Here is a 23,621-nt window from a genome sequence, read left to right as displayed (position 1 = left end):
GCTAGCGCCGGTGTTTTTCACCTGCCAGTTCCCGGCGGGTGCGTTCCAGTTCTTCTGCATAACGGCGTAAAACATAGCGTTCACTTAGTATGCCAAGCACATTGTGATCTGTGTCTGTAACAGCCAAGGCGGGCAAGCTTGTGCTTTCAAACGCAGCCAAAGCGCGGGAGAGGCTATCTTCTGGCGCAAGAACCATGCTGTCTGAAGGTAGCAGGCTCTGCAAGGGGTGGTTAGCGGGCGTTACCATGGATTGAACTTGCGCGTATTCTACCAGTCCCATGCAGTGGTGCTGATTATTCAGCACAACAATGTAACGGGGTGCGCGGCCCGTAAACGCAGTGCGTGCTTGGGCTACAGACGTTTCAGCAGGCAGCGTATCCACTTGTGTGCGCATCATCTGCCCCACGGTCAGTGTGCGCATCCAGCCCACATCTACGCCAGAGCGAATGTTTTCTCCACGCAGATGAAAGCGCCATGTGGTGAAGGAATAGCCAAAAATACGCCGAGTGGTGAGCGAGGATGTAATGGCAGCCAAAGCCACGGCTGCTGTCATGTTGGCGCTGTGTGTTGTTTCCAGCGCCAACAGAATCATGGTGAAGGGGCCACCAATAATGGTTGTCGCCAGTGCACACATGCCGGCAACGGTGCAAAGCGTAATGGGCAGAGAAAGAAGAGGGGCTGTCAGCCCCGTAAAGGCTGCTCCCGTTAGAACGCCCAGATAAAGAGATGCAAAAAAGAGACCACCACGAAAGCCACTGCCAATGGAAATGGTAGAGGCCAAGGCTTTCAGCAGAAGTAGGCCTATGGCCAGCCATAATGTGGGCGGCATAATCAGCCCTTCCCGCATGGCCATGTGCCCAGAAGACAGCACAGATGGAGAAATCAGGGCCAGTAACCCAACCAGTAATCCACCTACTGCCGGACGCAACCAAAGAGGAGGCAGAATACGACGGAAAAGAGATTCCGTCAGTGTCACGCTTTTCATCAGCCCAACGCCGATAAGGGCTGTGGCAACGCCCAGCAGTATGAGAAACGGATATGCCAGCGGTGGAATGGCTTGTGGCAATGCAAGAGAGAGTTCTGGCAGATTGGCCCCCGCAAGATGCACAACAGCCAAAGCACAGAGAGATGCGCAGGCCACAGGTGCAAGGAGGGGAAAGGCGTAGGAGCCAATAACCAGCTCAAACGCGTAAAAAGCCCCAGCCAGAGGGGCATCAAACGCAGCGCCAATAGCGCCAGCCGCACCGCACCCTACCAACAGGCGTATATCTGCACGGTGCATGCGGAGGTTTCGCCCAATGCGGGAGCCAAATGCGGCTCCAATCTGGCTGAAACCGGCTTCCAGCCCAATAGACGCACCGCAACCGTTTGAAAGAACAGTTTGCCCGGCAACAATCAGGCTGTCTTTCAGGGTCATGCGGCCGCCGTGCAGGGCATTGGCTTCAATAGGGTCTACAGGCCGATGGCGTTGGCGGGTAAGGGCGAGGTTCCATAACCCAAGCAACAATCCGCCGAAAATGGGAACCAACAGGGCGTGTAAAGGTGTAATGTGTTGCAGGCCAGAAAGTCGGGAATGACCGGGCGCTAGAATCTGATGAACCAGAAAAGTTGCTTTGGTCATAAGGCTGACAGCGCCACCAGCCAGCAGACCAATAAGAACAGCCAGTGCAACAAGCCATAAGGAATCCGTACGCACCAAGGCGCGTAAGGTCAGCAAAAGGCGTGCAGGCGTTTTATGAGTGCGCAGGTGGTCCAGCAATCCTGTCATGGGTCGGACATAACAGGACGACTGAGCAACGTCCAACACATCACATAAGTGTCATGCACTTTTATGGCATATGATGCATGGTGATTATGGAGCAGGCGGTTTTCCTGTCAAAATAAGATCAGCTTCCTGATCTGTTAACGGGTACTGAAAAAACTTGCGATAGAAGGCCTGTGTGGCCTTGTGCATATCGGTATCAGCAAAAAGGTCTGGATGCAGTTTTTGTGCAACCCATTGGAGTTGCAGCAGTTCTTCCGCTCCGTATCTGTCCCATGCAAATACGCCTTGTGGGTTTATCCATACCCGCCCGTTTTTGAAAGCGGCGAGAGATCTGAGAGGAGAAGCCGCATCTGGCATGCCTGCAGAGGCCCCGATAATAATGACATCCGGGTTCCACACAGCAATCTGCTCAAAAGAAACAGGCCGATGGTTACCGCTGACCGTAGCGGCATTTTGCCCACCAGCGGTTTGTATCCAAGCGTCTATCAGCGTGTCTGTGCCATCAATCTGCAACGGGTTCAGGCGCGCAATATGCAAAACGCGTGGGCGCTCTTTGGCTGGTACGTTGGTCAAACGGGTGCTTAATTGCTTCAGCGTTGCTTCCATATCCTGCCTGTAGGATTGGGCAACCTTAGAGGCTTCTGGCGTATCCAGCGCTTGGGCTGTCATGTCCATGGATTTTAGCATTTGCGGCAGAGTTGTATATTCCGCACATAAAGTGGGTACACCCATTCTGCGCAGTTCTTCTGCCTTTGCAGCAGTTGGTACAAAAGCCAGACCGATGTTGAGAGCCAGCAGATTTTCTGCACTGGCGGTATCAGGTCGCACACCCGTATGGGCGTTTTTCATAATAGGCGCGACCTTGAACAGCCAAGGGCTATCTACCGGGTTTTCAGCAGAAACCCGGATACGGTCTGCCGCCCCCAGCATGACGGAAATTTCGTTATGGGCAAACCATAGATCTGCAATGGGTGGATGGTCATCCTTGATCTCAACGGTATGACCACTCATATCCGTAACGCTGCGTGCCATGGCGGCAGGGGCAACAAAAGAGCCTAACCCCGCAATCAGCAGGGTGGAGCAGCAAAGGCGTGTCAGCAATGAAGTCATGAAATGTATCCTATTTTTATATACGATAGGATACAGATAAATGCACCACAAGCACCATGTTGGTGCGGATATGGTGCAGCATTGGAGGAAAGAGCGTGCGGAAGCACAAGGTTATGCTGGGGGATAAACTGCTTTATCAGGCATCTCAGCTTTCACATGCTCAACGCTTTGCAAAGGCACGGCAGGCCGAAGGTGTGCCATGCCACGTTGTGCCAGATGAAACGCCTAAACTACCCCGTAAGGTGAGAATCAATAGCCTCACCGGTAAACCGTATCGCAAGGTGACATCGGAAAAAGCAGAGCGTTAACAGCTGCGCTTCGTGCAAAAATTATACAAGCACCGAGCGGTTGTTGCGCCATGCTTCTTCCAGCGCATCTGCCGGGTCTGCATGGGGTGCGCTCCAGCTTCCTTCCTTATCCGGTGCGTGTGTGAGCGCGCGCCATGTGGCTTCACCAGTCGGACGCTCCAAAGCAATGTGCCAGCCGGGTGGGATACGTGTGAGCAAGCGCTCCATTTTCTGACCGGATGTAAGCGGTTTAGCGTAATTATGTCCCACTACCTTCTCCCGTAGCGTTTACATGTTTGAGGGAAGAGTTCTCAAGCGCGTTAGAATTTCAGCAATGACTTCAGCAGGTTCAGGCAGCACGGAAAAAGTGAGCGCCTGTTCATCTGCCTGCGGAGGTTCCAATGTTTGTATCTGGCTTGGCAGTAAGGAGGCGGGCATAAAGTGGTCGGGCCGCGTTTTTAGCCTTTGCGCCAGAACAGATGTATCTGCGCTTAAATAGATAAATAATGGTTTTACGCCATCTTGCCGAAGTTGATCACGATAAATGCGGCGGAGGGCAGAGCAGGCAAGAATACCGCCTGTGCCGGCTTTTTGTTTTTCTGCCAACCAAGCATGGCAGCGTGTGAGCCAGCCTTGGCGATCTTCATCCGTAAGTGGGATGCCGTGAGCCATTTTTTCAATGCTGGAGGGAGAATGCAGGCTGTCTGCATCCAGCCACGGCCATCCCAACTCATTATGCAGGCCCTCGGCCACAGTGCTTTTGCCAGATCCGCATACGCCCATAACAACCAGCAGGTGCCGGGTAATGCCCTGTGCCGCTGGTTGGGTAGGGAGTGTGCTGTCTGTGGGGGAGGCAGAAGCATTCTGTGGCATGGGAGATATTTTAATCCTGTTGCGGGGTAAGGATGCGTATGCCTTCTGGCCCAGCAGTAATGGTTTGGCACGCCATATGCAGGAACAGCCCGTGTTCAACCACACCAACAATTTCCAGAATGGAGCGGCCCAGTTTTTCGGGTTCCATCATGGGGCCAAATACGCAATCCATGATCAGGTTCTTTTCATCGGTCAGATAGAAAGAACCGTCTCGGTTGCGCCGTGGTGTCACGTGCGCGCCCAGTTCGCCCAACTGGCGTGCAACGTTTTCCCAACCAAAAGGAATAACCTCTACGGGCAGGGGGCATTTTGCACCCAGATGGTCCACGTATTTGCTGGCATCAGCCACCACAACAAACTGCTTTGCGGCAGATGCGACTATTTTTTCCCACAACAGAGCGCCTCCTAAACCTTTAATCAGGTTGAGGGTGCGGGGTTCAATTTCATCAGCACCGTCTATGGCGATATCAAGTTCAGGCTGTTCCCCAAAAGTGGTGAGGGGAATCCCTTCTTCTTGAGCCTGCTTTTCCGTAGCACTGGATGTGGGAATGGCACGGATACGCAGCCCTTCTTCGCGCACACGGCGGCCGAGTTCAGCAACAACAAATTTGGCGGTAGAACCCGTGCCAAGGCCAACGGCCATGCCATCCTGCACAAGGGATGCAGCCTTGATGGCAGCCTGCTGTTTAAAGGCGGCAGCGGGATCGGGCGGTGTTGCGGTCATGCCTGTTTGTATCCTGTTAGTTCTGCGGTGCTGGGGCTGCGGGCTGATCTAAAAACCAGATCAGATCTCCTGCACTGGTAATGGCGCTGGCGGGGCAGGCGGGATCCTGCGCTCTCACGCGGGTAACGGCTTCTTTTTTATCAGCCCCTTCTACCAGAAAAATAACATGCCGGCTGGCATGAATGGCCGGGTAGGTCAGTGTCAGACGTGTGTGGGGGGCAACAGGGGGCACGCAAGGGGCAACCCATGCAGTGCGCTCCTGCAATACCGGCTGGCCGGGGAAAAGGGAGGCTGTATGGCCATCTGTGCCCAGGCCCAGCAGGTTTACGTCAAAAAGTGGTTTGTCTGCCCGCAGAGCATCTCCCTGATATATCTGTTTCAGGGTTGCTTCATATTCCTTGGCGGCTTGCTCCGCTGTGCCTTTATCCGGCATGGGGAAGATGTTTTCTGTGGGCACAGGCACGCGGGAAAACAGCAGGCGGCGCATCATGCCATAATTGCTGTCTGCATGATCGTGCGGCACAAATCTGTCATCCCCCAAGAAAAACTGCATGCGCTGCCACGGAAAGCGGCTGGCATAGGGTTCTTCTGTCATCAGGCGGTAAAGGTGTTGCGGTGTGCTACCCCCGCTGAGTGCGATGCGGAAGGGGGCTTCCGGGCGCTGGAGCGTCTGTTTTACAAGCCAATCAGCCAGATCATGCATCAGGCTGTCTCGTGTTGCAGAAATGTGCAGGGCACCGTTGGCGGTAGTCTGTTCTGTCACGATACTGTCTTTCCTGCCGTGTCTGAAAGCGGAGCCACGCGGGGCAATACAAACTGTTCCATAGCTTTGGCCCAGCCATCTTCCGAATTAGGGGCGGTTACGAAATGTGCCGTTTCTGCCACTTCCGGTTTTGACTGCCCCATGGCGATAGAAAGCCCACCAATGGAGAGCATGGGCACATCGTTGTTCATGTCCCCAATGCAGGCTACTTCTTCTATGGGAATATTATAAAAGTTGGCCAATTGGCGCAGAGCATAGCCTTTGTTGGCATCTTTGGGGGTGATATCTAAAAAGCATTGGCAGGAGCGGGCCACGCTGGCGCGGCCTTCAAGCAACTGTCCGATCTCCAGTTCCTGACGCATCAAAGCTTCATAATCGGCAGAAGATCCGGTCACCTTGCCAACATCCTGCCGGTAATCATCAAAGGATGGCACGGCTGTAGGCGTCATGCGCACGGCTTTTGCTTCGGGTTCTACGTAAGCGCCGGTTGCATTGGTGACCAACCATTCGTGCCCACGGAACAGCCAAGCATCAATGTCGTGCACCTTGAGCATATCCAGTGTTTCCTGAACAGCTTCGGGGTCTAATGAAAGGCGGGAGCGGATTGTGCGGTCTGCATTAAAAATGGTGCCACCGTTTAGCGCGCCATAAGGCGTGTGTAGGCCCAGCACATCAAAATACATTTCCATGCCACCCGGAGGGCGGCTGCTGACAAGACAGACCGGCACACCGGTCTGCTTGAGCGTTTGGATGGCGGCAATGCTATGGCGTGTTACCTGTTTTTCAGGCGTAAGCAGCGTGCCATCCATATCAGACACAACAAGGCGGATGCGGGAGGCAGGCGGACGGCCCGGGTTGAGTCCGTTCTGTCCGTTATCTGTCATACTTCCCGACTCCTAACCTTGTGTCTAAAATGTTATTTTAGTTCTTGTTTTCTACGTGGCCACCAAAGCCAAAGCGCATGGCTGATAGCACTTTTTCTGCAAATGTGTTGCCGCTGCGTGAACGGAAGCGTGTGAACAGTGCAGCTGTCATCACCGGCACTGGCACGGATTCCTCAATGGCAGCTTCAATTGTCCAGCGGCCTTCACCAGAATCACTGACTTCACCGCTGAACTCAGAAAGTTCACCATTTTTGGCCAGAGCCTGAGCGGTAAGATCCAGCAACCAGGAAGATACCACGCTGCCACGGCGCCAGACTTCGGCAATATCTGCCATGTTGAGGGAGAAGCGTTCATCTTCTGCCAGCAGTGGTGAATCCTTGCGGTACATCACATCAAAGCCTTCAGCAAAGGCCTGCATCATGCCGTATTCAATGCCGTTATGAACCATTTTAACAAAATGGCCTGACCCAGCTGGGCCACAATAAAGGTAGCCCTGCTCCGCACGGGGGTCGAGATCTGCGCGCTCCCGGTCCGGCGTGCGTGGAATATCCCCAATTCCCGGTGCCAGAGAGGTCAGAATGGGGTCAATATAATCAGCGGCTTCACGCGGGCCGCCATACATCATGCAGTAGCCGCGGTCCAAACCCCACACACCGCCAGATGTGCCAACATCAATGTAATCAATGCCTTTTTCAGCCAGCACTTTGGCGCGGCGGATATCGTCCTTGTAGTAGGTGTTGCCACCATCAATAACGATATCACCTTTTTGCATCAGGCCAGCCAAGGCCATTACGGTTTCTTCCGTAATGGCGCCAGCCGGAAGCATGGACCATACAATTTTTTTGGGTCCGTTCAGCTTTTCCACCACATCGGCAAGGTTGCTGGCAGCAACAGCACGACCGGCTTCTGCGCGGGCAACGGTTTTTTCCACCATTGCGGTATCGCGGTCATAAACAACAACGTCGTGCCCGTGCCGTGTCAGGCGGACGGCAATGTTGCCGCCCATTCTGCCCAGTCCAACAATGCCAATCTGCATCATGTTCTCCTGTTTAATATTTTACAGGGCGTCATGCAGGGCAGAAGCAAGCGCTGCAAGGCCTTCTTTCAGATTTCCTTTAATATGCACCCGCAGGGCACGGCGCTTGCGTTCGGCCAGCACATCAAAATCACCACGTGCCTGAGCGGCTTTTACAACGCCAAAGGAATAGCCAGTGCCGGGCACGGGTAGGTCTCGCGCATCATCCGCTGTAATTTGCAGGAACACCCCTGTGTTGGGCCCACCTTTGTAAGCCTGACCGGTGGAGTGCAGGAAGCGCGGCCCGAATTCTGCTGCCGTGGCAATGGTTTTGGCATCACGCACATGCAGGCGTGCATGCTGGATCCATTCCAGTGTTTCACGGTTACGTTCAATGTAAGCCAGAAGCCCCACGTAATCTCCAGCCTTTACGCGGTCAAAATGCGCTTTCAGGATAGCTGTGGCCGTATCTCCCTTAAGGGCGGCTGCATTAGCCTGATCTGCAAAAAACACCAGCGGCCCGTGCTGCGCAAAGGGTTCTTCTGCAGGCAGTTTGCCAGTTTTTTCGTAAGCTTCCATCAGCTTGCGCGTTTCGATCTTGGTAGATTCAACATCCGGCTGATCGAACGGATCAATGTTCAGGAAAGCACCAGCAACAGCGGTGGCAATCTCCCAACGGAAGAATTCCTGCGCAATCTGGCGCTTATTGTGGAAATTGATGGTGATAACAGGCTGCCCGGCATCAATCAGGGTTGCAATGGCTTCGTCCTGCTTATGCCGATGTTCTGTTGCAAGGCGCAGATAAACAAACAATCTATCCTTGCCGTAGCGCTTGGGGCCGCCCAGCGTTTCATCATCAATGGGGATGATGCCTTTGCCATGCTTGCCGGTGGATTCAGCAATAAGCTGTTCCATCCAAGCGCCAAAGTCCATGATCTGTGGCGTGGCAATAATTGTCAGCTTATCCCGCCCGAACTGTGTGGCGGCAACACCCATAATGGTGCCCAACAACACGCCGGGGTTGGATACGGGCGGCACGCTGCCATCGCACATACGTACGCCACGCAGCGCGTCTTCAAGAAACAGGCGTAACGGCACACCGGCGGCTGCTGCAGGCACCATACCAAAGTTGGAAAGCACTGAATAACGGCCGCCAATTTGTGGGTCACCAGCAAAAATCTTCCAGAACCCTTCAGCCTTGGCATAGGCTTCCAGCTTGGATCCTGGGTCTGTAATGGCCACAAAATGTGAACCCGCTTTTTCTTTCAGCGCCCGTTTGGCCAGATCTTGGAAGTAGGCCAACATGATATTGGGCTCCAGCGTGCTGCCGGACTTGGAGGCCACAATAAACAACGTGTGGTGCGGGTCTATCTTTTTCTCAAAAGCAGCAACCTGCTGCGGGTCTGTGCTGTCCAACACGTAAAGATGGCCAAAGCCTTCGTGCTTGCCAAAGGTCATGGCCAGCACTTCTGGCCCAAGGCTGGAACCACCCATGCCCATAAGCAGAACCTGATGGAAGCCGCGGGCTTTTACTTCAGCCTGAAAGGCTTCCAGATCTCCAATATGGTTCAGGCGGTCATCTACCGTGTTCAGCCAGTTCAGCCATTTGGCTTCTGGTCCATTGGTCCAGACAGACGCATCCTTAGCCCACAAACGGCGGATGGAGCCATCCTTACGCCAAGCGTTTAAGCCTTTATCAACAGCTTCCTGAAAATCAGCTGGAAGGCTTGTTTTCAGGGTGGTGAGCTTATCTCCAAGAAGAGTTGCCTGCTTGGCGGCAACAGAGCCCAGCAGCCCATCAAAGGCATCAGCAAAGGATTGCACACCTTCATCTACAAGGGTTTTGGTAATACCTTCCAGATCAAGGCCAAGGCGCTGTGTATCTTCCATCACCTGTCGGGCGTTGGCGATATCCGTACCGAGTGTTTCGGCCACGGTGCCGTGGTCACGGAAGGCATCCATGGTAGCAGGCGGCAGGGTGTTGACAGTCTGCGGGCCGATCAGGCTCTCAACATACAGCACATCGCTATAGGCTTTATCTTTGGTACCAGTAGAGGCCCACAGGAGGCGCTGAGTTTGAGCGCCTGCGTCTTCCAGCGCTTTCCAGCGCGGCGTTTGCATCATTTCCTGCCAGTACACATAGGCCATCTTGGCGTTGGCAATGGCAACTTTGCCACGTAGGGTCTTTAGGGTTGCGGCGTCTTTATCCCCCGCAGCAACGCGCCGATCAATTTCTGCATCAATCTTGCTGTCAATCCGGCTGACAAAGAAGGAAGCAACGGATGCAACGCGAGACAGATCTCCGCCTTTGGCTTTCAGGTCTTCCAGACCGCTGAGCCATGCGTCCACGACGTCTTTGTAAGCATTCAGAGAGAAAATAAGCGTGACGTTGACGTTAATGCCCGCAGCAATGCTTGCCCGAATAGCCGGAATGCTTTCTGGCGTTGCGGGAATTTTAACCATCAGGTTGGGCTCAGCCACATCTGCCCACAGGCGAGCAGCCTCATGTGCTGTGCCTTCCATATCCCGCGCCAGATACGGAGAAACTTCTAGGCTTACAAAGCCATCCTTGCCATGGGCCTGTTCATAAACAGGGGCCAGCACATGGGCCGCTGCCTTGATATCGGCAACTGCCAGCTTTTCGTAAAGTACGCCCGGGGCAACAATTTCATGCGCCAGAATATCGCGCATCTGGGCATCATATTCCGTGCCTTCTCCCATTGCTTTTTGGAAGATGGCCGGGTTGGAGGTGACACCACGAATGTCATCATCCTGCACGAGGCGCGCCAGTGAACCATCTTCCACAAAGGAACGACGGATGAAGTCCAGCCAAGGGGACTGGTGGGCTTTTGCAAGTGCCCGTAGTGGATTGGCGCTTGGCGTGGCAGAGGATGTCATTGGTGGTTATCCTTTCTCCATCCTGCCCGATCAACAACCGGGCAGGCCGATGTCATATAACGCGCGGTGAAAGATCAGGTTTGCTTAGCCTGCCTGCCGCTTGGCTGCTGCCAACACGGCATCTGGCGTGAAACCAAATTTTTCAAGCAGTTTGCCCGCTGGAGCCGAGGCACCAAAGCCACGCATGGCAATGATTTCACCTGTTGGTCCAGCATAACGGTCCCACCCAATGGGTGAGCCTGCTTCTACAACCACACGTCCTGTTACAGCGGCGGGTAGCACGCTCTCACGGTAAGATTGTGGCTGAGCTTCAAAAAGTTCCCAACTGGGCATGGAAACAACGCGGGCTGGAATGCCTTCTGTGCTCAGGGCTTCATATGCGTCCACGGCAAGAGAAACTTCGCTGCCCGATGCAATCAGGATAACCTTTGGTGTCTGTTCGCTGCTTGCAAGAACATAAGCACCTTTTGTGAGGCCAGAAGCCGGTGCGTAGCGGGTACGATCAAGCGTTGGCAGATTCTGGCGGCTTAGGGCGAGGGCAGTGGGGCCATTGCGATGCTGGATCAGAAAACGCCATGCTTCGGCCACTTCATTGGCATCGGCCGGGCGCAGCGTTACCAAGCCCGGCGTAGCACGCAACTGCACCAGCTGTTCGATAGGCTGATGTGTGGGGCCATCTTCACCCACCCCGATGGAGTCATGGGTGAAGATATAAGTGACAGGCAGGCCCATAATGGAGGAGAGGCGGACAGGGGCCTTCATGTAATCCGAGAAAATCAGAAAGCCAGCCGCATAAGGGCGCAGGCCATACAGGGCCATACCATTTACAATGGCCCCCATGGCATGTTCGCGCACCCCAAAGTGGAAATTGCGCCCAGCATAGCTTCCACCCCATTGAGCAGGCTGAAAGCTTTTTTCACCCTTCAGCAGCGTTTTGGTGGAGGGAGCCAGATCTGCAGATCCGCCCAGAAGCCAAGGCAAACGGCCAGCTACAGCGTTAAGCACGGTGCCAGAGCTGGCGCGGGAGGCCTCACCTTTTGCGCTGGTTTCATAAACCGGAATATCCGCATCCCAGCCTTCTGGCAGAGTGCCATTGAAAATAGCGTCTAGCTCTGCAGCCAAAGCGGGGTGTGAGGAATGGTAACTGGCAAACAGTTTGTTCCATGCGGTACTGGCGGCGGCCCCACGGGCCCCTAAACCATCCTGCATATGTTGCAGTGCTTCTTGTGGAACAAGGAAGCTGCTGTCTTCTGGCCAGCCGAAAAACTTTTTGGTTTCACGCACTTCTTCTGCGCCCAAAGGTTCCCCGTGGGCGGAGGCCATGCCAGCCTTATTGGGCGCACCCCATGCAATAACCGAATGTGCAATAATAATGCTTGGGCGGTTGGTTTCAGCCTTGGCTTGAGCGATCAGCTGAGTGAAGGCTGCTGTATCATTGGCATCCTTCAGTTCCAGAACCTGCCAACCATAGGCGGCAAAGCGTTCTGCCACGTTTTCTGTAAATGCAATGTTGGTGCCGCCTTCAATGGAGATGCGGTTGGAATCGTAAATCCAGATCAGGTTGCCAAGCTGAAGATGGCCGGCGAGGGATGCTGCTTCGCTGCTTACACCTTCCATCATGTCACCATCACCACACAGGGTGTAAACATGATGGTTAAACAGCTCGAAACCCGGTTGATTAAAGCGTGCAGCCAACCATTTTTCTGCCATGGCCATGCCAACGGAATTGCCACAGCCAGCGCCCAGTGGGCCGGTTGTGGTTTCTACGCCGGTTGTGTGCCCGTGTTCTGGGTGACCCGGGGTTTTGGAGCCAAGCTGGCGGAACTGTTCTAAATCAGCCGTTGTAAGGGCCGGAGCGTTCGTCACCTTGCCGTTCGTCACCTGCCGGATGCCGGACAGATGAATCATGGAATACAGCAGGGCAGAGGCATGCCCGATGGAAAGCACGAACCGATCCCGATTGGGCCACAATGGGTTGGTCGGATCATAGTTTAAGAGGTTTTGCCATAGAGTATAGGTCAGCGGCGCCATGGACATGGCCGCCCCCGGATGGCCAGAATTGGCCTTCTGCACAGTGTCCATGACAAGTGCGCGAATGGTGTTGATGCACAGCGTATCAAGGCTGGATGCGCCACTGCCCTGCATTTGTGCAGGTGCGCGAACAGGAGTGGGAAGAGAAACGCGCATGCAGACCTATCCTCCAGACTGGGCCGTAATTACGAATTATGGCCGGAAAGTTATGAGCACCCCTAAGCGGTGTGCCTTGTAAGAGTTCCGCACAATTCCACGGTTAGGCGTTTTTCGGCAAGAGATGATGACGCTTGGGCTGCTTTTTATGTTCAACAGGCCTGCTGTCATAACTCTGTGATTTTGGGCCTGAAATGCTCTTTTTACCTGGGCAGGGAGCAGGCGTGCCACTTGTGCGTTTGTGGTATGGACAAAGGGGCTGATATGGTTCTTTTTCTTAATAACGCGGCAGCGTAAGATAACCGTTGTTGCAAAACCATTCTTTTCCGGAGGTCAGTCATGACAGAAGTTTCTTCCCGGACTCCGTCCGAGCAGGGAACAGCCGCCCCGGCAACCGGTGGTGGCGCACAGGGCTTTACGCGTGAACAGATTGAAGCACTTTTCCTGAACGCGGCGCGTGAAGGGGATGCAGATATGCTGGCCCGCTTTTTGCAGGCTGGAATGGACCCGAACCTAAGGGCTGAAAAAGGCTACACGCCGCTTATTTTGGCCTCTTACAATGGGCATAAGGATGCCGTGAGCGTGCTGCTGGCTCATGGTGCCAAGCCAGATTTGCAAGATGAAAAAGGGGCAACAGCGCTGGCTGGCGTGGCGTTTAAAGGCGATATGCCTATTGCCACCATGCTGCTGGAAGCTGGGGCAGGGGTGGATATTCCCAACGCTGTTGGGCGCACACCTTTGATTTTTGCCGTGATGTTTGGGCGGGATGATATGGCTCTTTTGCTGCTGAAAGCCGGTGCCAACCCGACATTGCGTGATGGCGAAGGCTTAAATGCTATAGATCTGGCCCGTAGGCAGGGTAAGCCTGCACTTGAAGAAGCGCTGAAAGCAGTGGCCGCCAGTCTTTCCTGAAAAAGGATTGGCGGGTTATTTTGGTTTTACACCTTCAGATAAGAAGGGATAAGGCGGCCTGATATCAGGCTGCTTTTGTTTTTTTGGATATAGGTAGCATGAGTCGTTTCTGGAGCCCGCTTGTTCATAAGCTGACACCGTATGTGCCCGGTGAGCAGCCCAAAATGACCGATCTGATCAAGTTGAACACCAACGAATCGCCTTATGGCCCGTCTCCACGTGCATTAGAGGCTATTCGTGCTGCGGATAATGACACATTACGCCTGTATCCCGATCCCGAAGCTTTGGCTTTGCGCACGGCTTTGGGCGCGCGTGTTGGGTTAGGGCCGGAATATGTGTTTGTAGGCAATGGTTCGGACGAGGTTCTGGCCCATGCTTTTCAGGCATTTTTTGCGCACGGTGAACCATTACTGTTCCCGGATGTAACTTACAGCTTCTACCATGTGTATTGCGGCCTTTATTCCCTGCCGTTCCGTACGGTTCCGCTTACGGATGATATGCAGGTAAATATTGCAGATTACGCGGGTCCATGCAGTGGGGTTGTGGTGGCCAACCCGAATGCCCCCACAGGCATTGCCCTGAGCTTGGCAGAGGTGCGCCAGCTTCTGGAACTCCAGCCAGACCGTGTTGTGCTGATTGATGAAGCCTATGTGGATTTTGGTGCAGAAAGCGCTGTTTCCTTAATTAAGGACTATCCTAATCTCTTGGTCGTGCAGACTTTCTCTAAATCACGCGCACTTGCTGGCTTGCGGGTTGGTTTTGCATTTGGGCAACCCGAACTGATTGAAGGTTTGGTGCGCATAAAGGATAGCTTTAATTCCTACCCGCTGGATCGTCTGGCGCAGGTAGGGGCAACGGCTGCGGTGGAAGATGAGGCATGGTTTGCCTCCAGCGTGCAGAAGGTTGTTGCCAGCAGAACGGCATTGGCAGAAGGGCTGCAAAAACTCGGTTTTGATGTCTTGCCGTCCAAAGCCAATTTTGTTTACACTCGGCACCCGAACCGGAACGCAGCAGAACTGGCTACCCAACTCAGAGAGCGTGCCATTATTGTCAGGCACTTAAGGGGTGAGCGCACCGCTGCGTGGTTGCGCATTACGGTCGGCACAGATCAGCAGTGTGAAAAATTGCTTTCAGCATTGCGGGATATTCTGTGCAGCAATTCGCTCTAACCAGACCTTAAAAGTCTGCTTTTCTTACGCGTATAAAGGGCTTGCCTGCCGCTTTTTGCGGTGGGTGAACTGCTATGTGCGTTTGGCGCAGGTTTCAACGGGTCATTTCTGCACTGTGCAGGCAGCGCGGCCATAACGTTGGCCGCGCCTTATTTTGTTGTAATGAGGTTCAGCTCATGCGTGCTTATCGTGGCCAGATGTCTGACAACCAGCCTATTCGTCGTTCTCTGCCAGAAAAACAGAAGCAGCTGCGCGATCTGAAGGAAACGCTGGGGGCAATGAAGGCTCATACCTCTCCGGCACTTAAGGAAAGCATACGCAAACGTATTGCTCAGCTTGAGGCCGAGCTTACAGCAGCGCCCGTTCTTAAAGCTGCACGTAAGCAGCAGAATGGCACGCGCTCTGCGCGTCCAACTGGAGAAGGTGCGGGCCGCCGTCCCGGGGGTTTGCGGGCGCGATCATAAGTTAAGTGTTGGCAAAAGGTGGTTTCCCTGCCTTTTGCCAATTTCTGGCTCATGTTATGCAACCTGACTGGCGCTGGCGCCAAAAGCAGGTTTTATGACACAGCCCGCTTGGGGATATGCCCGTAAGAAAGCAGGGAGACCAGTGATGCCCAACCCACCATCAGCCGGAGCCCTGCCTGATCTTCTTTCTGAAGGAGGCACCCTTTTGCGGGATGGCTTGGTATGGGCCATTTTCTGCCGACCGGGTAAGGAACCGGTAGAACTGGGGCGTGATGTTGTTACGCAGCGCCTGACAACCGGCAGCTTTCCCCCGGAACTGATGCAGGAAGATGGGTGGGCCTGGTTCCATTTTGATATCGTCCATACCCTTTCTCGCGCGCAGATTGAAAGCATACCTTCGTTACCAGAAGAAGTACGTCAGGTTCTGACTAATCTGGAGCGCAGCACCCGTCTGGAAAGTGAAGACGATATTGTTTTTGGTGCGCTGCCAGCATTTGATGACACATCCACTGATGATGAAAGAAATGTCAGCACGTGGCGGTTTGCGCTGGAGCCTGATCTGCTGCTGACCACGCGCAGGCATCCCATTCCGGCATTGGGTGTGGTGTATCACGAGCTACAGCGCGGTCTTGTGCCCCGTTCTCCTGCCAAGGTGGTGGATAGAGCTCTTCTGGAATTTGCAGATACATTGCGGCGTGATTTTGCACGGCTGGATGATCAGTTAGACCGGGCAGAAGATGTGCTGCTGATGCTGGACCGAGATACAGATCTGGGCCGTATGAGCGGCCTGTTGGGTGTTGCCCGGCGTCGCTCTACAGAGTTGCGTCGTGTTCTGGCGCCGGTAGATCGTATTTTTCGTGATGAAGAACTGGAGCTGCCGGAATGGGCTGAGGATGATTTGCGAGATCGTTCCCAGCGCCAAGTTCATGCGGCACTGGATGACCTTTTGGCCTTGCAGGACCGTGCGCGCTCTTTGCAGGACGAACTCACATCCAATCAGGCGGAAGAAACCAACCGCCGCCTGTATATTGTTTCTGTTGGTACAACTTTGATGCTGCCCGCCACGTTTGTAACCGGGTTTTTTGGCATGAACACGGGCGGCATGTTTTTGTCCGGCGGTGCGTGGGATACGGTTATTGCCGGTATTCTGTGCTTTGGCATTATGCTGGGCACATGGTTTGTGCTGAAGCTGACAAAGCTGCTTTAAAAATTATCCGTACCGTGGGGCCAACAGAATAACGCCAGCACCTAGCAGGCAGATAAGGGCTCCGGTTATTTCCCATTTATCTGGTGTCCGGCCTTCTACACAGCGCATCCATATAAGTGATGCCGTAATGTAAATACCGCCATAAGCGGCATAGGCTCGGCTGGCGCTTTCTTCATCTATACGTGTGAGCAAAAGGGCAAACACACATAAGCTGATAAGGCCGGGGATAGTCAGCCAGCCTGAGCGGCCTTCCTTGATCCAGAGCCAGACAGCAAAGCAACCTGCAATTTCGGCAAAACCCGCAAGAAGATAGATTCCGAAAGAACGCAGCAGAAAAATAAGTGTATTCATATTTCAGGAATGATCTTTCCGGGCGTTTTGTTCAGATTCTTTGCGATATGCATCCATAACGGATTCCACTGGGCCATCCATCCGTATCTGGCCATGTTCCATCCAGAGCAGCCGGGTACACCATTTTTCCAGCACACCTAGCGCATGTGAGGTGATGACCAGAATATCTGTGGAATCTACAACAGAGGCCAAGCGCTTTTCAGCGCGTTCCTGAAAGTGGAAGTCTCCTGCCATAAACCATTCATCCATCAGAAGAATCTCTGGAGTAATGGAAGTGGCAAGCCCAAAACCCAGGCGAATAGTCATGCCTGTGGAGTAAAGCCTTACGGGCAAGTCCAAAAAGTCATCCAACTGGGCAAAAGCTTCTACGTCTTTTTCAAGTTGGGTGATCTGTGCAGAGTTAAAGCCTTTCTGGTGGCCAAACAGGCTTATGTTTTCTCGGCCTGTAAGTTGTGGGTTCATGCCAGAAAGTAGGTCCAGCAACGGGGCTACTTTGCCATGAATATGCACGTTTGGCGCTTCCGGCATGTAAATGCCCGCCATGACACGCAACAAAGTAGATTTACCAGCACCGTTATGCCCGATAAGCCCCACGCGTTCTCCAGCTTTGATACTGAGCGAAACATCTCGGAGTGCTTCTACGTAAACAGTGCCTGTTTCACCTTGCCCGAGGGTAACGGAGCCGCCTGTCTGAAGCCCACGTGCGCTGGCCAGCAGCGACTTGCCGCGTTTGAGCAGCATTTTCTTAAGTGAACGTGCGCCCCCATGGAAAATGGGAAAGCTGAGCGAAAGATCTGTAATGCTGATGGAGGCAGATTCAGTCGTGGTTTTTGTGCTCGTGGGCGCAGAAGAACCTGTCATATCCAGAACGCCAGTCTGCTACGGGAGCGGGAGAAGGTAAAGAGTGCCAGAATCCATAAAGTCAGGCTGAAACCACCGGCAATCATCCATAGCGTTGCTTCTGGAGCCTGCCCCAAAAACGGGCGGCGTACAATTTCCAGCAACGCATAAAATGGGTTGAAGTATAGCCAGAAAGTTGTGTTCCCAAGCTGTTTGGGCTCCCAGATTACTGGGGTGACGTAGAACATAATCTGGAGAATACTGCCCACAATAGGGGGAATATCTCTAAAACGGGCGCAGGCACTGCCCAGCAATAGGCAAAGTGCTACGTTGTTAGCGAGCCATATTGCAATGGCAGGTATAGCCAAAAGCATTGTAAGACCGGGCCACACGCCCAATATCAAAAATACCACTACAGGCACGATGATGTTGTAACCAAACATAATCCCACACCGCACCATAGTGCGGAACGCCTGCACGGAATATGGCATGTTAACCGAGCGCAGAGTTTCTGCCGCACGGGTGAAGGTAGAGCAACTTTCCTGAATAAGAGAGGAAAGCCCCGCCTGCCATAGAATAAGCGAAATTGCCAAGTATGGCAGGTAATCGTGCAGAACCAGATGGAAGAGCTGAGAATAGATCAGCCCCATGGAGCCAACCATGACACCAGTAGTGAGTGTGAGCCAGAAGGGGCCGATGCGTGACCCGTTGAATTGCAGCCGGATATCTAGCCAGCCCAATGAAAGGGCCAGCCGCCACAGGCGCAGCCCGCCCGCAATATCATTGCAGGCGGAAACAAGGCGGGAGCGCGAAGCCCGGCCTGGTTGTGTGGGTAACCCAGACCCTGAAAACTGCGCGGAAGAACCGGATGTGGCCGTCATGCTTTATGGCCTATCCGATCAATTCGGTCTCTGCAACAGGCAGTATAATGGGGAGAGAACAACAGCAGCGATTTCTTGCATGAGAAACATCCGAGGTATAAATACCAGCATGAGTTTTATGCCAGATCGTCAGGAAAACCTCCCGACAAGCCGGTGCCTTGCCTTCCATGAATGGGATGACCAGATAGCATGACATCCAGACAGATCAGCCAGCATAAGCGGTGTTCTGTGGCATGGCGAGGCAAAAGGCTGGCCCATGCTGCCAAAGGTTCAGTTATTCTGGGGCTTCTGGCCTTGCTTTCTGCCTGTGCAAATCAGCCCAGTGGGGATGATATTACCATGCCTGTGGCAGAAGAAGCCGCACGGTATCGGGCACATGCACGTTCCTATTACGCACCACCGGGCACGGCGGAAGATCCTTGGGGCCCTTATATTCAGGAAGCCTCAAAGCGCTTTGATGTGCCGGATGAATGGATACGCGCCGTTATTCAGCAGGAATCGGGTGGGCGGCTTTTCCATAATGGCCAGCTTGTTACATCCGGGCCGGGCGCTATGGGGCTGATGCAGTTGATGCCGCCTACATATGATGAAATGCGCCAAGCCTATAATCTGGGTGACGATGCGTTTGATCCGCATGATAATATCATGGCGGGCACGGGCTATATTCGCCAGTTGTATGATGTATATGGTTCTCCGGGCTTTTTGGCGGCCTACAATGCAGGGCCCGGAAGGCTAGAAGATTTTCTAACGCGCAACCGCACTCTCCCGCGTGAAACCCGTAACTATGTTGCCTCTATTGGGCGCAGAATTGTTGGTATTTCACCCACCAATCGCTCTCAGGCAGATCTGCTGGTAGCCAGCCATGATAGCATGGCCCAATCTTACCAGCCCATTCAGTCTGTAGGGGAAGTGAACTCCGTTAAGTCCGCATGGGCACAGCGGAGCGGAAATAGTGGTGCACAGCCCGTGCAGTTGGCTGAAGTTGTGGGCAGTGATGGAGATTCTGCAACCACTTCTTACACGCCAGAATGGCAGCCGGTTGCCCGTAAGGGGCGCATTAACGGGCTGACAGAAAGCCCGGCAGATGTACGTGCTGCTTGGGCTCAGCGGTTGGGATCTTCTGAAACAACGGCTTCAACTACGCCGGTGCAGGTGGCAGATGCGTCTGACCCCATTCCAAACCCGCCAGAACAACCTACGGCGCCTGCGCGCCTTGTGTTGGGAAATACATCTTCCCAACGACGCATGCAGATGTTTCCTGCCGCACATGCAGAGCCTGCACCGTTATTGACGCACCGCACACGCGGCGATGAATCAAAAACATGGGCTATTCAGGTGGGGGCTTTTGGCACGCAGTCCATGGCGCAGAGCGCAACCGGGCAGGCCCGTAATCGGGCAGCTCTTTCTGGGGCCCGTGCGCAAATTGCAAGTGTTCAGGCCAAAACGGGCAAATTGTATCGGGCCCGGCTGACCAATCTTTCGCATGAGGAAGCATTGGATGCCTGCCGCAAGCTTAGCGGTTGTGTGGTAATTTCCCCCGGTTCGCGCTCATAAGGTTTCTCTTTCTCTGCCTATCTTGATGGACGAGCAGAGAAAGAGATTCATTATTTCTTATGGTAATGCAGAAGGTGCCGGTTAATTTGGCTGGGCTGGATTTGCCATGCTGTTTGTGCTTCCGGTAGCTTTTGCTTGTGTTGGCTGTGGGGGTTGTGCGTTGGCAGCGCCTAATGGTGCATTATCTCGCCCAGAATAACGGCCAATAATCTGTTTAACGGCAGCGGCTGCTTCCTGCGCTGCGGCCACGGCAACATCTCCCCAATAATTATCTAGGGAATGGGCATCAATATCATGCAGCTGTGTTGCTGCTCCGGCTTCCTTGCCTTCCTTGTCCACAACGCGCCAAACAATTTCGATATGTTGCTGGGGGTGTCCAAGTGTGCCTACAGGGCCAGGTGTAAGTTTAACGGTGGAACTGACCGTAAAATCTGCATTTTCCTTTGAGTTCTGGATTGTATCTTCACTGTCTCGGAAAGAGGCGGTGAAGGCACGGGCCAAAGATATATTCCCATCGCCCGGTGCACCGGTTACACCGGTAAAGTAAACCCGTGCAGCACGATGCTTCAGGCTGTGTGGGTCTTTTTCCATATCATCTGCCTGAATACCCGTCAGCACAGAGGAAATGCGTGGCGCAGCATCCTGCGCAACCAGCGTGAAGAAGGATGCATCTCCGGCAGACCATTGGGTGGCCGGTACGGCTTGCCCTTCCTGCGTAGCGCGAATTTGGTTTTTGGGCGTCATGATTGTGTAAATTGGCACAACCTGATCTCCCCTTAATTCTGCCCGCATTTTGAGCCACCAGTCTCCGGGCCGTGTGGGTTGAGCAATGGCCGGAATGGTTTGCTGAAGCAGTTCCGATGCAACATCCTTGGCCCATATCTGGGCAGAAGCATTAGGGAGCAAGGAATCCGTAGGGGTAGGGATATCTAATCGGGATGGTGGTGCATTGGCCGCAAGTTTTGAAGCCCCTTTTCCGGGGTTAGAAAACGGATGCGGCACATCCAAACACCCTGCCAACAGCAGTAAAGAGGAAAGGGGCAGGGCAGTATGGCGTAAAAGGCGGTTCATCCGTTCTGAGGTCCCGTAGCAATCGCTGAAATCTGGTGTCCAATTTGTCCACCACCCGCCAAAGTGCGGCGGCGATGGCTAAAAAAGCGTTTTTCGTCAGAGAGTGTATCAACGCCTAATGCGGCAGCATTGCGCACCCCAGCTTGCTGCAACCTGAAAACACACCAACCAGCCAGATCAAACTGATAATGGCCGGGGCGTGTGCCCGGTGCAAAAAAGCGTGCGGCCTGTTTATCTGCCGAGGTAATGGCCGTGTGCATGTCTTCTGCCGTTTCGTAGCTTTCCTGAGCAATGCAGGGGCCAACAACAGCGCTAATACTTTCAGCGTTAGCGCCAAGGGCTTTCATGGCTTCCAAGGTAGATTCCAAAACGCCAGCCAAGGCACCGCGCCAGCCAGCATGGGCGGCGCCAACAATGGTGCCTTCTGCATTGGCAAACAGCACAGGCGCACAGTCTGCGGTAATAACACCAATGGCGATATCAGGCTGATTGGTGACAAGCGCATCGGCTGGTGCGCCAGAGCCGGGCGGCCAAGGTGCTGTGGCAGTGACCACGGCACGGCCATGCACTTGTGTAACGCCTAACAAGTGGTCTGCCTGAACGCCCAGATGGGTTGCAACCCGCCTACGATTTTCAGCCAGATTCTGTGGGCTATCGCCAGATTTTGTAGAGCAGTTGAGGCTGGCATAGGGGCCGGTGGAAACACCACCTTCCCGCGTAAAAAATCCGTGGCGTGTATGCCCAAGCAAAGGGCTGGTGAGAGGTGAGAGCGTTGTGGTCATACGTCCGCTCCTTTCATGAAGCCGGGAGGTGAGGGCAGGCCGGGGGAGGCAAAGGCCATAACACGGAACAGATGCCCCATTTTTTCAGGAGCGGCTAGCCGATGCGCGGCACTGCGCAATATGGCGGCCTCTTCTGTGGTCGCACGTGTGGCCAGTTGTTCGGTGCGTTCCATAAGGCCTAATGCGCGCAAAAAAGCACCTTGCGTTTCTGCGCCATAAACATGGGCACCTGCTTGTTGGGCAGCTGCGGCAAGGGCGGTGAAATCAACATGCGCCGTGAGATCGGCCTCTCCGGCGGCTTTTAGCGGATGGGCTGGGCGTGCATGGCGTAAGGCCTGTAGGGAATCACCCGTGAGGGTGGAATGGTGGCCGTAATCAATAAACAGTGCCACACTCGGCTGTGCTGCAAAACGTTGCCCCAGATAGCGTGCAACCTCCAGCGCGGGTTCGCATAACTCTACAATAGTGTCTGGTTCCAGATTTCTGCCATCTGGCAGTGCTGGCGCATGGCATGGAACAAGATGAAATGCCTCATCCATAACGTAGCGTTCGTGCCAGCCTGAAGGGGTCTGCACGAACTGGCGAATAGGAAGGGCATCCAGAAATTCATTTCCCAATAGAATGAGCGGGCCAGAAGGAAGATCTTCTATCCGATCATGCCATGTGGGGTGCACATAAGGGGCTAGAGCCTGCTTTTGTGCTTGCCGCATAAGAGGGGAAGTTTCTATCAGATGCACATCAAGGGCACGCGCAAAATCTGGGGCACAGCGCGTAATCAGGCGTAGTGCATCTGCCATAAGTGTGCCGCGTCCCGGCCCGGCTTCGGCAAGAATAACCTGCGCAGGGCTGTCCATATTCTGCCAGACCGTGGCAGCCCAGGCCCCAAGAAGTTCTCCAAAAACCTGAGAGATTTCAGGGGCAGTAATAAAGTCTGAAAGCAAAGGCTTGGTTGCATAATAGCGCGCATTGGCGCGCGCCATAAATATATCCAGCCTTTCAGCTTTCGGAGGCAAGGGGGAAGGCATGAGCGCGTTTATGGCTTGGCTTCTTCTGCTTCTGGGGGAATACCCTCGTAAACAGGGTGGCGGTTAGCATACACCATAAGCGCAATACCGGCGGCCAGCATGGGGCAGCACAACAATTGCCCCATGGTGATGCCACCGGGCAGAAAACCAAGGAATGAATCCGGTTCACGGAAAAATTCACAAAAGCTTCGGGCACAGGCATATCCGGCTAAAAACAGGCCGGCAAGAAAACCGGGATGTTGACGGATAGAGAGTTTGCGAGAGGCCGCAAACATAACCAAAAAAAGCAGCAGCCCTTCTGTAAGCGCTTCGTAAATCTGAGAGGGATGGCGTGGGATGGGCCCTCCATCTGGGAAGATCATCGCCCATGGCAGGGAGGCCGGAGCTTCACGCCCCCAAAGCTCACCATTGATAAAGTTGGCCACGCGGCCCAGCCCCAAACCGATTGGCACGGCAATGGTTACACGGTCTGCAAAAGCCAGAAAGTTGAGCTTGTGCCGCCATGTAAACAGCATCATGGCAATAATGACGCCAAGCGCGCCACCGTGGAAGGACATGCCCCCGTGCCATACTTCCAGCATGGCCAGAGGGTGCGTGATGTAATAGCCGGGCTGGTAAAACAGCACGTATCCCAGCCGGCCGCCCATTAGAATGCCAAGGGTTACCCAAGCCAGAAAGTCATCTGCCAGTTCTGGCGTGCCAGCACGCGGAGGAAGATTCACCAACCGCCGCAGCAGCGTAATGCCCAGCACAATGCCGATGATGTAGGAAAGTGCATACCACCGTATGGCAAATGGCCCGACATGCACCAGCACCGGGTTAAACTGAGGAAACATCAGAACAGGAAGCATGATGGGTG

At 54.0% G+C, this 23,621-nt stretch carries 23 protein-coding genes; 6 read left to right on the top strand and 17 right to left on the bottom strand.

All coding sequences use genetic code 11. The features are described 5' to 3' along the window. Nucleotide 1 precedes the first annotated feature (1 nt). Both ABNV41_RS09505 and ABNV41_RS09500 read right to left on the bottom strand, forming a co-directional pair. The gene (locus ABNV41_RS09505) at nucleotides 2-1,768 is read right to left on the bottom strand and encodes a chloride channel protein (RefSeq protein ID WP_050818565.1); all 1,767 of its coding nucleotides are present in this window, start codon (nucleotides 1,766-1,768) and stop codon (nucleotides 2-4) included. An 84-nt stretch (nucleotides 1,769-1,852) separates the two neighbouring features. Next, nucleotides 1,853-2,875, bottom strand: coding sequence for an ABC transporter substrate-binding protein (locus tag ABNV41_RS09500; RefSeq protein ID WP_050818564.1), 1,023 nt, complete (start codon nucleotides 2,873-2,875; stop codon nucleotides 1,853-1,855). Nucleotides 2,876-2,970: 95 nt separating this feature from the next. Between ABNV41_RS09500 and ABNV41_RS09495 the strand changes: the two genes are divergently transcribed. Beyond that, nucleotides 2,971-3,183: a hypothetical protein gene (locus tag ABNV41_RS09495; protein ID WP_196332587.1), complete on the top strand. Its 213-nt coding sequence runs from the start codon at nucleotides 2,971-2,973 to the stop codon at nucleotides 3,181-3,183. 21 nt (nucleotides 3,184-3,204) lie between these two features. Here the strand turns inward: ABNV41_RS09495 and ABNV41_RS09490 are convergent, their stop codons facing one another. The 8 genes from ABNV41_RS09490 to tkt all read right to left on the bottom strand — a co-directional run bounded on the left by ABNV41_RS09490 (nucleotide 3,205) and on the right by tkt (nucleotide 12,506). Continuing rightward, nucleotides 3,205-3,432 carry a hypothetical protein gene (locus ABNV41_RS09490; RefSeq protein ID WP_050818562.1) on the bottom strand — a complete coding sequence of 76 codons (228 nt, stop codon included), beginning with the start codon at nucleotides 3,430-3,432 and terminating at the stop codon, nucleotides 3,205-3,207. Between the two features lie 18 nt (nucleotides 3,433-3,450). Then, complete coding sequence (locus ABNV41_RS09485; RefSeq protein ID WP_050818561.1) at nucleotides 3,451-4,035, bottom strand: gluconokinase; 585 nt, start codon at nucleotides 4,033-4,035, stop codon at nucleotides 3,451-3,453. Nucleotides 4,036-4,045: 10 nt separating this feature from the next. Next, nucleotides 4,046-4,759 carry a ribose-5-phosphate isomerase RpiA gene (gene rpiA / locus ABNV41_RS09480; protein WP_050818560.1) on the bottom strand — a complete coding sequence of 238 codons (714 nt, stop codon included), beginning with the start codon at nucleotides 4,757-4,759 and terminating at the stop codon, nucleotides 4,046-4,048. A 16-nt stretch (nucleotides 4,760-4,775) separates the two neighbouring features. After that, nucleotides 4,776-5,522, bottom strand: coding sequence for a 6-phosphogluconolactonase (gene pgl, locus ABNV41_RS09475; protein ID WP_050818559.1), 747 nt, complete (start codon nucleotides 5,520-5,522; stop codon nucleotides 4,776-4,778). Continuing rightward, nucleotides 5,519-6,406, bottom strand: a complete 888-nt coding sequence (locus tag ABNV41_RS09470; protein WP_349934626.1) for an HAD family hydrolase — start codon at nucleotides 6,404-6,406, stop codon at nucleotides 5,519-5,521. Before ABNV41_RS09470 ends, pgl begins: the two co-directional genes overlap by 4 nt. Nucleotides 6,407-6,443: 37 nt before the next feature. Then, complete coding sequence (gene gnd, locus ABNV41_RS09465; protein ID WP_050820271.1) at nucleotides 6,444-7,442, bottom strand: phosphogluconate dehydrogenase (NAD(+)-dependent, decarboxylating); 999 nt, start codon at nucleotides 7,440-7,442, stop codon at nucleotides 6,444-6,446. Between the two features lie 21 nt (nucleotides 7,443-7,463). Beyond that, on the bottom strand, nucleotides 7,464-10,319 hold the full coding sequence (locus ABNV41_RS09460) for a bifunctional transaldolase/phosoglucose isomerase (protein WP_349934625.1): 2,856 nt from the start codon (nucleotides 10,317-10,319) through the stop codon (nucleotides 7,464-7,466). Between the two features lie 84 nt (nucleotides 10,320-10,403). Then, entirely contained in the window at nucleotides 10,404-12,506 is a 2,103-nt protein-coding gene (tkt, locus tag ABNV41_RS09455; RefSeq protein WP_050818556.1) for a transketolase, read from the bottom strand. Nucleotides 12,507-12,845: 339 nt separating this feature from the next. Here tkt and ABNV41_RS09450 point away from each other — a divergent pair, with 339 nt between their 5' ends. From ABNV41_RS09450 to ABNV41_RS09435, 4 genes are all read left to right on the top strand, one after another. Further along, nucleotides 12,846-13,418 (top strand): ankyrin repeat domain-containing protein, encoded by a 573-nt coding sequence (locus ABNV41_RS09450; protein ID WP_050818555.1) that lies wholly within the window; start codon nucleotides 12,846-12,848, stop codon nucleotides 13,416-13,418. A 98-nt stretch (nucleotides 13,419-13,516) separates the two neighbouring features. Then, nucleotides 13,517-14,587 (top strand): histidinol-phosphate transaminase, encoded by a 1,071-nt coding sequence (gene hisC, locus ABNV41_RS09445; protein ID WP_050818554.1) that lies wholly within the window; start codon nucleotides 13,517-13,519, stop codon nucleotides 14,585-14,587. Between the two features lie 176 nt (nucleotides 14,588-14,763). After that, entirely contained in the window at nucleotides 14,764-15,051 is a 288-nt protein-coding gene (locus tag ABNV41_RS09440; protein ID WP_050820270.1) for a hypothetical protein, read from the top strand. Between the two features lie 145 nt (nucleotides 15,052-15,196). Further along, nucleotides 15,197-16,258 (top strand): transporter, encoded by a 1,062-nt coding sequence (locus tag ABNV41_RS09435; protein ID WP_050818553.1) that lies wholly within the window; start codon nucleotides 15,197-15,199, stop codon nucleotides 16,256-16,258. 3 nt (nucleotides 16,259-16,261) lie between these two features. On the opposite strand, the gene ABNV41_RS09430 is transcribed toward ABNV41_RS09435, so the two are convergent. The 3 genes from ABNV41_RS09430 to ABNV41_RS09420 are packed head-to-tail and all read right to left on the bottom strand — an operon-like array spanning nucleotide 16,262 to nucleotide 18,330. Beyond that, nucleotides 16,262-16,609 (bottom strand): YnfA family protein, encoded by a 348-nt coding sequence (locus tag ABNV41_RS09430; RefSeq protein WP_050818552.1) that lies wholly within the window; start codon nucleotides 16,607-16,609, stop codon nucleotides 16,262-16,264. Between the two features lie 3 nt (nucleotides 16,610-16,612). Continuing rightward, nucleotides 16,613-17,470: an ABC transporter ATP-binding protein gene (locus tag ABNV41_RS09425; protein WP_050818551.1), complete on the bottom strand. Its 858-nt coding sequence runs from the start codon at nucleotides 17,468-17,470 to the stop codon at nucleotides 16,613-16,615. Beyond that, nucleotides 17,467-18,330, bottom strand: coding sequence for an ABC transporter permease (locus ABNV41_RS09420; RefSeq protein WP_050818550.1), 864 nt, complete (start codon nucleotides 18,328-18,330; stop codon nucleotides 17,467-17,469). The genes ABNV41_RS09425 and ABNV41_RS09420 overlap by 4 nt, the downstream gene beginning before the upstream one ends. Nucleotides 18,331-18,519: 189 nt before the next feature. Here ABNV41_RS09420 and ABNV41_RS09415 point away from each other — a divergent pair, with 189 nt between their 5' ends. Further along, nucleotides 18,520-19,884: a transglycosylase SLT domain-containing protein gene (locus tag ABNV41_RS09415; protein WP_050818548.1), complete on the top strand. Its 1,365-nt coding sequence runs from the start codon at nucleotides 18,520-18,522 to the stop codon at nucleotides 19,882-19,884. Nucleotides 19,885-19,965: 81 nt separating this feature from the next. Here the strand turns inward: ABNV41_RS09415 and ABNV41_RS09410 are convergent, their stop codons facing one another. The 4 genes from ABNV41_RS09410 to lgt are packed head-to-tail and all read right to left on the bottom strand — an operon-like array spanning nucleotide 19,966 to nucleotide 23,613. Beyond that, nucleotides 19,966-20,955 (bottom strand): hypothetical protein, encoded by a 990-nt coding sequence (locus ABNV41_RS09410; protein ID WP_050818547.1) that lies wholly within the window; start codon nucleotides 20,953-20,955, stop codon nucleotides 19,966-19,968. Continuing rightward, a complete protein-coding gene (gene pgeF / locus ABNV41_RS09405; RefSeq protein ID WP_050818546.1) occupies nucleotides 20,952-21,737 on the bottom strand; it encodes a peptidoglycan editing factor PgeF in 786 nt (261 codons plus the stop codon). The genes ABNV41_RS09410 and pgeF overlap by 4 nt, the downstream gene beginning before the upstream one ends. After that, complete coding sequence (locus tag ABNV41_RS09400) at nucleotides 21,734-22,762, bottom strand: class I SAM-dependent methyltransferase (RefSeq protein ID WP_050818545.1); 1,029 nt, start codon at nucleotides 22,760-22,762, stop codon at nucleotides 21,734-21,736. The genes pgeF and ABNV41_RS09400 overlap by 4 nt, the downstream gene beginning before the upstream one ends. A gap of 8 nt (nucleotides 22,763-22,770) precedes the next feature. After that, nucleotides 22,771-23,613: a prolipoprotein diacylglyceryl transferase gene (gene lgt / locus ABNV41_RS09395; RefSeq protein WP_050818544.1), complete on the bottom strand. Its 843-nt coding sequence runs from the start codon at nucleotides 23,611-23,613 to the stop codon at nucleotides 22,771-22,773. Between the last annotated feature and the right edge of the window lie 8 nt (nucleotides 23,614-23,621).

The sequence above is a fragment of the Acetobacter sp. A11-2 genome, from assembly GCF_040208445.1.
Classification (GTDB): domain Bacteria; phylum Pseudomonadota; class Alphaproteobacteria; order Acetobacterales; family Acetobacteraceae; genus Acetobacter; species Acetobacter oryzoeni.
Note: the sequence above shows the minus strand (reverse complement) of the source record. Positions and strands in the feature narration are given on the sequence as shown.

Bases quoted from the DNA above. Each gene is read 5' to 3' on its own strand.
- ABNV41_RS09505 (WP_050818565.1), bottom strand. From the start codon at position 1,768: ATGACAGGATTGCTGGACCACCTGCGCACTCATAAAACGCCTGCACGC.
- ABNV41_RS09500 (WP_050818564.1), bottom strand. From the start codon at position 2,875: ATGACTTCATTGCTGACACGCCTTTGCTGCTCCACCCTGCTGATTGCG.
- ABNV41_RS09485 (WP_050818561.1), bottom strand. From the start codon at position 4,035: ATGCCACAGAATGCTTCTGCCTCCCCCACAGACAGCACACTCCCTACC.
- rpiA (WP_050818560.1), bottom strand. From the start codon at position 4,759: ATGACCGCAACACCGCCCGATCCCGCTGCCGCCTTTAAACAGCAGGCT.
- ABNV41_RS09470 (WP_349934626.1), bottom strand. From the start codon at position 6,406: ATGACAGATAACGGACAGAACGGACTCAACCCGGGCCGTCCGCCTGCC.
- gnd (WP_050820271.1), bottom strand. From the start codon at position 7,442: ATGCAGATTGGCATTGTTGGACTGGGCAGAATGGGCGGCAACATTGCC.
- ABNV41_RS09460 (WP_349934625.1), bottom strand. From the start codon at position 10,319: ATGACATCCTCTGCCACGCCAAGCGCCAATCCACTACGGGCACTTGCA.
- tkt (WP_050818556.1), bottom strand. From the start codon at position 12,506: ATGCGCGTTTCTCTTCCCACTCCTGTTCGCGCACCTGCACAAATGCAG.
- ABNV41_RS09450 (WP_050818555.1), top strand. From the start codon at position 12,846: ATGACAGAAGTTTCTTCCCGGACTCCGTCCGAGCAGGGAACAGCCGCC.
- hisC (WP_050818554.1), top strand. From the start codon at position 13,517: ATGAGTCGTTTCTGGAGCCCGCTTGTTCATAAGCTGACACCGTATGTG.
- ABNV41_RS09440 (WP_050820270.1), top strand. From the start codon at position 14,764: ATGCGTGCTTATCGTGGCCAGATGTCTGACAACCAGCCTATTCGTCGT.
- ABNV41_RS09435 (WP_050818553.1), top strand. From the start codon at position 15,197: ATGCCCAACCCACCATCAGCCGGAGCCCTGCCTGATCTTCTTTCTGAA.
- ABNV41_RS09430 (WP_050818552.1), bottom strand. From the start codon at position 16,609: ATGAATACACTTATTTTTCTGCTGCGTTCTTTCGGAATCTATCTTCTT.
- ABNV41_RS09425 (WP_050818551.1), bottom strand. From the start codon at position 17,470: ATGACAGGTTCTTCTGCGCCCACGAGCACAAAAACCACGACTGAATCT.
- ABNV41_RS09420 (WP_050818550.1), bottom strand. From the start codon at position 18,330: ATGACGGCCACATCCGGTTCTTCCGCGCAGTTTTCAGGGTCTGGGTTA.
- ABNV41_RS09415 (WP_050818548.1), top strand. From the start codon at position 18,520: ATGACATCCAGACAGATCAGCCAGCATAAGCGGTGTTCTGTGGCATGG.
- ABNV41_RS09410 (WP_050818547.1), bottom strand. From the start codon at position 20,955: ATGAACCGCCTTTTACGCCATACTGCCCTGCCCCTTTCCTCTTTACTG.
- pgeF (WP_050818546.1), bottom strand. From the start codon at position 21,737: ATGACCACAACGCTCTCACCTCTCACCAGCCCTTTGCTTGGGCATACA.
- ABNV41_RS09400 (WP_050818545.1), bottom strand. From the start codon at position 22,762: ATGCCTTCCCCCTTGCCTCCGAAAGCTGAAAGGCTGGATATATTTATG.
- lgt (WP_050818544.1), bottom strand. From the start codon at position 23,613: ATGCTTCCTGTTCTGATGTTTCCTCAGTTTAACCCGGTGCTGGTGCAT.